The 8,355-nt window shown below is 68.8% G+C and carries 7 protein-coding genes; all 7 read left to right on the top strand.

What is annotated here, in order from left to right; translation table 11 throughout:
* Positions 1 to 1,245: diaminopimelate decarboxylase (lysA, locus tag R1101_RS0111540; protein WP_016933587.1), on the top strand; the 1,245-nt coding region annotated here is incomplete at its 5' end.
* 38 nt (positions 1,246 to 1,283) lie between these two features.
* Positions 1,284 to 2,570: a homoserine dehydrogenase gene (locus tag R1101_RS0111545; protein ID WP_016933588.1), complete on the top strand. Its 1,287-nt coding sequence runs from the start codon at positions 1,284 to 1,286 to the stop codon at positions 2,568 to 2,570.
* Positions 2,567 to 3,658 carry a threonine synthase gene (thrC, locus tag R1101_RS0111550; protein ID WP_006552580.1) on the top strand — a complete coding sequence of 364 codons (1,092 nt, stop codon included), beginning with the start codon at positions 2,567 to 2,569 and terminating at the stop codon, positions 3,656 to 3,658. Before R1101_RS0111545 ends, thrC begins: the two co-directional genes overlap by 4 nt.
* Positions 3,659 to 3,695: 37 nt before the next feature.
* On the top strand, positions 3,696 to 4,625 hold the full coding sequence (gene thrB / locus R1101_RS0111555; protein WP_016933589.1) for a homoserine kinase: 930 nt from the start codon (positions 3,696 to 3,698) through the stop codon (positions 4,623 to 4,625).
* 472 nt (positions 4,626 to 5,097) lie between these two features.
* Positions 5,098 to 7,068, top strand: coding sequence for a transcription termination factor Rho (rho, locus tag R1101_RS0111560; protein WP_016933590.1), 1,971 nt, complete (start codon positions 5,098 to 5,100; stop codon positions 7,066 to 7,068).
* A 122-nt stretch (positions 7,069 to 7,190) separates the two neighbouring features.
* Positions 7,191 to 7,424: a 50S ribosomal protein L31 gene (rpmE, locus tag R1101_RS0111565; RefSeq protein WP_016933591.1), complete on the top strand. Its 234-nt coding sequence runs from the start codon at positions 7,191 to 7,193 to the stop codon at positions 7,422 to 7,424.
* Between the two features lie 87 nt (positions 7,425 to 7,511).
* The coding region (locus R1101_RS0111570; RefSeq protein WP_016933592.1) for a PCRF domain-containing protein at positions 7,512 to 8,355 on the top strand (844 nt) is incomplete at its 3' end.

An 8,355-nucleotide genomic window follows, 5' to 3' on the forward strand; every position in this document is an offset into this window, starting at 1 on the left:
GCCGAGAAGTACGGCACGCCGCTGTTCGTCGTCGACGAGGACGACTTCCGCTCCCGCTGCCGGGAGATCGCGGAAGCCTTCGGTCCGACGGCGAAGGTGCACTACGCGTCGAAGGCGTTCCTGTGCAGCGAGATCGCGCGGTGGGTCCACCAGGAGGGACTCTCGCTCGACGTCGCGTCCGGCGGTGAGCTCGCCGTCGCCCTGCACGCCGGCTTCCCCGCCGAGAAGATCGCGATGCACGGCAACAACAAGTCCGTCCGCGAACTGCAGGCCGCCGTGACCGCAGGGGTCGGGCACATCGTGCTCGATTCGCTCGCCGAGATCGACCGGCTCGATGCGGTCGCCGGTGAGGCCGGTGTCGTCCAGGACGTGCTGATCCGGGTGACCGTGGGCGTCGAGGCCCACACCCACGAGTTCATCTCCACCGCGCACGAGGACCAGAAGTTCGGGCTCTCACTCGCCGGTGGCCATGCCATGCAGGCCGTGCGCCGGGTCTTCGGCGCCGACAACCTCCGACTCGTCGGCCTGCACAGCCACATCGGCTCGCAGATCTTCGACGTCGACGGCTTCGAACTCGCCGCGCACCGCGTCATCGGTCTGCTGCGCGACATCGTCGCCGAGTTCGGTGTCGACAAGACCGCGCAGATGAGCATCGTCGACCTCGGCGGTGGCCTGGGCATCTCGTACGTGCCGAGCGACGATCCGCCGCCGGTCGCCGATCTCGCCGCCAAGCTGGGCGACATCGTCCGGAACGAGTCCGCACTCGCCGGGCTCCCGGCTCCGACCCTCGCGGTCGAACCCGGGCGGGCCATCGCCGGACCGGGCACCGTCACCCTCTACGAGGTGGGAACCCTCAAGGACGTCGAGGTCGGCTCCGGACACGTCCGCCGCTACATCAGCGTCGACGGCGGCATGAGCGACAACATCCGCACATCGCTGTACCAGGCGGAGTACGAATCGCGCCTCGTCTCCCGCGTGAGCGAGGCCGAACCGGTGGTCTCGCGGGTCGTCGGCAAGCACTGTGAGAGCGGCGACATCGTCATCCGCGACGCCTGGATGCCCGCCGACGTCGCACCCGGTGATTTACTGGCGGTCGCGGCGACGGGTGCATACTGCTACTCGATGTCGAGCAGGTACAACCTGCTGCCTCGCCCCGCCGTCGTGGCGGTCAAGGACGGTGTCTCGCGCGTTCTGCTGCGCCGCGAGACCGTGGAAGATCTGCTCAACTTGGAGGTTTCGGAGTGACCAGTGCAACGGCGACCGATGCTTCGGGCCGGCGTCCGGTGGGTGTGGCGGTTCTCGGGCACGGCACAGTCGGTGCCGAGGTCGCGCGGATCATCCGCGAGGACGCCGCGGATCTCGAGGCGCGCATCGGTGCGCCCCTCGAGTTGCGGGGGGTCGCGGTCCGTGACGTCTCCCGCGACAGGGGACTTCCCGCGGAGTTGCTCACGACGAACGCCGAGGCGCTGATCCGTCGTGACGACGTCGACATCGTCGTCGAGCTCATCGGTGGCATCGAACTGCCCCGCAAGCTCGTGCGTACGGCGCTCGACGCAGGCAAGTCCGTCGTCACCGCGAACAAGGCGCTGCTCGCCGCCTACACCGGTGAACTGGCCGAGGCCGCCGAGTCCCGCAACGTCGACCTGTACTTCGAGGCCTCTGTGGCCGGCGCGATCCCGGTGATCCGCCCGCTCACCCAGTCGCTCGCGGGCGACAAGGTCAACCGGGTCGTCGGCATCGTCAACGGCACCACGAACTACATCCTTTCGGCCATGGACGAGACGGGCGCCGACTACGACGAGACGCTCGCCGAGGCGAGTCGCCTCGGGTACGCCGAAGCCGATCCCACCGCCGACGTCGAAGGCTTCGACGCCGCCTCCAAGGCGGCGATCCTCGCGTCGATCGCCTTCCACACCCGTGTGACGGCGGCCGACGTCTACCGCGAGGGCATCTCCTCGATCACCGCCGCCGATCTCACCTCGGCGCGTGCGCTCAACTGCACGATCAAGTTGCTCGCGCTGTGCGAGCGCGTCCCGTCCGCCGACGGCAAGGACCGCGTGTCCGCCCGCGTCTACCCGGCGCTCGTGCCTCGCGAGCATCCGCTGGCTTCGGTCAACGGCGCGTTCAACGCCGTCGTCGTCGAAGCGGAGTCCTCGGGCCGGCTCATGTTCTACGGCCAGGGCGCAGGTGGCGCCCCCACCGCCTCCGCGGTGATGGGCGACCTCGTGATGGCCGCCCGCAATCGGGTTCAGGGTGGGCGCGGTCCGCGCGAGTCGAAGTATGCGCAACTGGAGATCGCACCCATGAGCGACATCCTCACGCGTTACTACGTCAACCTGAAGGTCGCCGATCGCGCCGGTGTGCTCTCGGCGGTCGCCGCCGAGTTCGCCACGCGGGACGTGAGCATCGCAGCGGTCCGCCAGGAAGGCGCCGGCGACGCTGCCCGTCTGGTGGTACTCACCCATCAGGCCACCGACCGTGCGCTGGCGGATACCGTCGCAGCGCTCGACAAACTCGAATCCGTGATCGCTGTGACCAGCGTCCTGAGACTGGAGGGATCCGCCGAATGAGCGCGGCCGAGAAGAACACCACCCCCGTGCACACGCCGTGGCCGGGCCTGATCGAGGCGTACCGTTCGCGCCTGCCGATCGGTGACGACTGGAAGACGGTCACGCTGCGCGAGGGTGGCACGCCGCTGCTCCCGGCTCCGCGCCTGTCGGAGATCACCGGCTGCGAGGTCCACGTCAAGGTCGAGGGTCTCAACCCCACCGGTTCGTTCAAGGACCGCGGTATGACCATGGCGGTCACCGAGGCCCTCGCGACCGGCAAGCAGGCCGTGCTGTGCGCGTCCACCGGCAACACCTCTGCCTCGGCCGCCGCCTATGCCGCACGCGCCGGCATCGGCTGCGCGGTGCTCGTGCCGCAGGGCAAGATCGCGATGGGCAAGCTCGCCCAGGCCGTCATGCACGGCGCGAAGATCGTGCAGGTCGAGGGCAACTTCGACGACTGCCTCGAGCTGGCACGCAAGACCACCGCGGAGTTCTCCACCATCGGGCTGGTCAACTCCGTGAACCCGGTGCGTATCGAGGGCCAGAAGACCGCGGCCTTCGAGATCGTCGACGCGCTCGGCGACGCGCCCGACGTGCACGTGCTGCCCGTGGGCAACGCCGGCAACATCACCGCCTACTGGAAGGGCTACAGCGAGTACGCCGCCGACGGCCTCAGCACGCGCCGCCCGCGCATGCTCGGCGTCCAGGCCGCCGGTGCCGCACCGCTCGTCCTCGGCCATCCGGTGAAGGATCCCGAGACCATCGCGACCGCCATCCGCATCGGTGCTCCCGCATCGTGGAACGGTGCGGTGGCCGCCAAGGAGGAGTCGAACGGCGCGTTCCGCGCGGCGACCGACGAGGAGATCCTCGAGGCGTACCGGCTGCTCGCGAAGTCCGAGTCGATCTTCGTCGAGCCGGCGTCGGCCGCGTCCATCGCCGGTCTGCTCGCCGCGAGCAAGGAAGGCTGGCTCGAACGCGGCCTGAAGGTCGTGTGCACCGTGACCGGCAACGGCCTCAAGGACCCCGACACGGCCCTGCGCGATGTGCCCGTGGTCGAGCCGATCCCGGTCGACCCGGTCGCGGTCGCCTCCGCGCTCGAGTTGGCCTGAGTTGACCGCCACGCCTTCCTCCGTTGGGAATCAGGACATGACGCAGACGTTGCCCGTGGGGCTCTCGGTGACGGCACGGGTTCCGGCCTCGAGCGCGAACCTCGGCCCCGGCTTCGACTGCCTGGGCCTCGCCCTCGGCCTGTACGACGAGATCACCGTCACGACAACGGCTTCCGGCCTCGACGTGCGGGTGGAGGGGGAAGGCGCGCAAGAGGTTCCGTGGGGACCTTCCCACCTCGTCGTCCGAGCCGTCGAGCGCGGACTCGAGGCCGCCGGTGTGTGGGCCGACGGATTGGACGTCGTGTGCCACAACGTCATCCCGCACTCCCGCGGGCTCGGGTCCTCGGCCTCCGCGGCGGTGGGAGGGCTGGCGGCGGCCAACGGGCTCGTCCGCAAGATCGCGCCGGAGCGTGTCCTCGACGACGAGCAGCTCGTGCAACTGGCGTCCGAGTTCGAGGGACATCCCGACAACGCCTCCGCCAGCGTGCTCGGCGGAGCCGTGGTGTCGTGGACCGAGGTCGAGGTCGACTCCCAGCAGCGGACCTACCGCGCGGTGAACCTGCGCGTGCACCCCGACATCAAGGCGTACGCCTTCGTCCCGTCGGTCCGTTCCTCCACGGCCCACACCCGGGGACTGCTGCCCGAGCTCGTGCCGCATCGGGACGCGGCGTTCAACGTCAGCCGGGCGGCTCTCGCGGTCGTCGCGCTCACCGAGCGACCCGAACTGCTGATGCCGGCAACGCAGGATCTGCTCCACCAGGCCCAGCGGGCCCCTGCCCTGCCGCTCACCACCAAATGGGTGGCCGCACTGCGCGAAGCAGGTATCTCCGCCGTCGTCTCCGGTGCAGGGCCGACGGTGCTGGCGCTGACGACCTCCGCGCTGCCCGACGAGCTGCGAGCCGCGGCCGAGGCCGACGATCTGACGGTGCTGGACCTCGAGATCGCCGAGGGCGTCCAGGTCGACTGAGACCGGCGCGCGGTGCCGGATGCGGGGGTGGACGGTGGTGCAACACACACGTCCCGTCCGGCACGGCGATTCTTGCCCTACGTACAGATCGTCGCTATTCTGTGGGGTGTCCGCACGTCGTGCGTATCAGTCGCCGGATTCTCCAGGGCAATCACTCCAGCTCCATCGGGGCGTCGAACCTGGATCGATCCTCACCTGCTCCCGGATCCGGGAGGGGGACAGACCGCACCTACCGGATTTCGGTGTGGTGGCGGACGTGCCGACCGTTCGTTTTCCCTGAACTCGTACGGCAAATCCCAGCTCAGTGGACGAACTGATCTGCGGGACGAACCCTCTGCTGCGCATGAAGCGAGCGAGGGAAGGAAGGATCTCCGTGACAGATACGGACCTGATCGCTACACCTGCTCTCGACATTCCCGAGGCCGGTAGCCGGACGACCACGCGCGGTCGCCGCGGAGCAGGCCTTTCGGGCATGGTGCTTGCCGAGTTGCGGACACTTGCCGCCGAGCTCGGAATCAAGGGCACCTCCGGGATGCGCAAGGGCGATCTCATCGCTGCCATCAAGGAGCGGCAGGGAGGCGGCGCCGCCGCACCTGTCACCGAGCAGCCTGCAGCTGCGTCGAACACCGGCGCCGACAAGACCGCGTCCGCCGAGAAGGCCGAAGCGGCAGCGAAGACCGAGACGGCAGACAAGCCCGAGGGAGCGCCCTCGCGTGGCACCCGCGGTCGCCGTGGCCGTGCCGCCTCCGACGAGACCGTCGCGCCCGAGCAGAAGGCCGACGCGAACCCGGCCGACGCGAAGTCGCCCGAGCAGAAGGCCGACGCGAAGTCGGCCGTGGACGGCTCGCAGGAGAAGCAGCAGGGTGCCCAGACCCCCAGCGGCGACAACGAATCCGACGGAAACCGTCGCGGCCGTGGCCGTCGCGGACGTCGTGGTGGCGACAACGCCGACCAGAACCAGCAGACCGAAGGTGCCGAGTCGTCCGAGGACGGCCGCCAGGACCGCGACTCGCAGCGCGAGAAGGGCCAGGACCGCAACTCCGGCGACGGCTCCTCGCGGCGCGATCGCAACCAGGGTGACCGTAACCAGGGTGACCGTAACCAGGGTGATCGCGGCCAGGACGGCGGCGACCGTGACGGCGGAAACCAGGGTCCGCGTCAGAGCCAGGACAACCGTGGGGGAGACGACGAGGAAGGTGGCCGCGGCCGCCGGGGCCGTCGCTTCCGTGAGCGTCGCCGTGGACGTGACCGCAACGAAGGCGGTTCGGACTCGCGCGAGCCCGAGATCCGCGAGGACGACGTCCTGCAGCCGGTCGCCGGCATCCTCGACGTCCTCGACAACTACGCGTTCGTGCGCACGTCCGGCTACCTCGCCGGCCCGAACGACGTCTACGTGTCGATGAACATGGTGCGTAAGAACGGTCTGCGCCGCGGCGACGCCATCACCGGTGCCGTGCGGGTTCCCCGGGAGGGCGAGCAGAGCAACCAGCGCCAGAAGTTCAACCCGCTGGTCCGCCTCGACACGGTCAACGGCCGCGACGTCGACTCGGCCAAGCGCCGCCCCGAGTTCAACAAGCTCACGCCGCTGTACCCGAACCAGCGTCTGCGGCTCGAGACCCAGCCGAACATCCTCACCACGCGCGTGATCGACCTGGTCATGCCGATCGGTAAGGGGCAGCGCGCGCTCATCGTGTCGCCGCCGAAGGCCGGTAAGACCACGGTCCTCCAGGACATCGCGAACGCGATCGCCGTCAACAACCCCGAGTGCTACCTCATGGTCGTGCTCGTCGACGAGCGTCCCGAAGAGGTCACCGACATGCAGCGTTCGGTGAAGGGCGAGGTCATCGCCTCGACCTTCGACCGGCCGCCGTCAGACCACACCTCGGTCGCCGAGCTCGCCATCGAGCGTGCCAAGCGTCTGGTGGAGATGGGCCAGGACGTCGTGGTGCTCCTCGACTCCATCACCCGTCTCGGCCGCGCGTACAACAACTCGTCGCCGGCATCCGGACGCATCCTTTCCGGTGGTGTCGACTCGACCGCGCTGTACCCGCCGAAGCGTTTCCTCGGTGCTGCCCGCAACATCGAGAACGGCGGGTCGCTCACGATCATCGCCACCGCGATGGTCGAGACCGGCTCCACCGGCGACACCGTGATCTTCGAGGAGTTCAAGGGCACCGGCAACGCCGAGCTCAAGCTCGACCGGAAGATCGCCGAGCGTCGCGTGTTCCCGGCGGTCGACGTCAACCCGTCCGGTACGCGCAAGGACGAGCTGCTCATGAGCCCGGACGAGTTCGCCGTGGTGCACAAGCTGCGCCGCGTGCTCTCGGGCCTCGATTCGCACCAGGCGATCGATCTGCTCATCGACCGGCTCAAGAAGTCCAAGACGAACATCGAGTTCCTCATGAATGTGGCGAAGACCGCACCGGGGGCACTCGACGACTGACGTCGGCGCCCCGGGGAATTTCTCCCCGGGGCCCTACGTTTGGCATAATCGACAGGCTCAGTCCGGCTCCGGTTCACGTCTTCGACCCGCGAAGGCGACCCGGCGGCCACGAAAGGGACACCATGAAGGCAGGAATCCACCCCAACTACGTGACGACGACCGTCGTCTGCGGTTGCGGCAACACGTTCGAGACCCGCAGCACGTCGGAGGCCGGACGGATCACCGTCGAAGTCTGCTCCAACTGCCACCCGTTCTACACCGGCAAGCAGAAGATCCTCGACACCGGCGGTCGTGTCGCGCGCTTCGAGGCTCGCTACGGCAAGCGTGCATCGAAGAAGGCCGATTCCGACAGCTAGCTGTCACGCCGACGCCCGGTACTGCCCCCGTGCAGGCCGGGCGTCGGCATTTTCTTTGCACGGACCGAATCAGAGCGGAGCACACTCATGGCGGGGCAGACCAAGCCGTCGGCCATCGACGACATCCTGGCCGAATACGCGGGTCTGGAGCAGCAGCTGTCCGACCCGTCGCTGCACGACGATCCCGCGGCGGCCCGCCGGGTGGGCAAGCGGTTCGCCGAACTCGCCCCGGTGATGTCGACCTACAACGCTCTGAAGCAGGCCCGCGACGATCTCGAAGCGGCGCGCGAACTCGCCACCGACGACTCGTCGTTCGCGTCGGAGGTCGACGACCTCGAATCGCAGGTCGCCGAGCTCGACCGGTCCCTCACCGACCTGCTCGCTCCTCGTGATCCGCACGACAGCGACGACGTGGTCCTCGAGGTCAAGTCCGGTGAGGGCGGTGAGGAGTCCGCTCTGTTCGCCTCCGACCTCGCCCGGATGTACACCCGCTATGCCGAACGCGCCGGGTGGCGCGTCGAAGTTCTCGGCGCCACCTACTCCGATCTCGGCGGTTACAAGGACATCACCCTGTCGGTCAAGTCGAAGACCGATGTGCGCGACGGCGTGTGGTCCCGCCTCAAGTTCGAGGGTGGCGTGCACCGCGTCCAGCGGGTGCCCGTCACCGAATCGCAGGGCCGCGTGCACACCTCCGCGGCCGGCGTCTTCGTCTACCCCGAGCCCGACGAGGTCGAGCAGGTGCAGATCGACGAGAGCGACCTGCGCATCGACGTCTACCGGTCGTCCGGCAAGGGCGGTCAGGGCGTCAACACCACCGACTCGGCCGTGCGCATCACACACCTTCCCACCGGCATCGTGGTGACCTGCCAGAACGAGCGCTCCCAGCTGCAGAACAAGGCCCGCGCGATGCAGGTGCTCGCGGCGCGCCTGC

The organism is Rhodococcus sp. R1101, from assembly GCF_000278445.1.
Taxonomy (GTDB): domain Bacteria; phylum Actinomycetota; class Actinomycetes; order Mycobacteriales; family Mycobacteriaceae; genus Rhodococcus; species Rhodococcus gordoniae.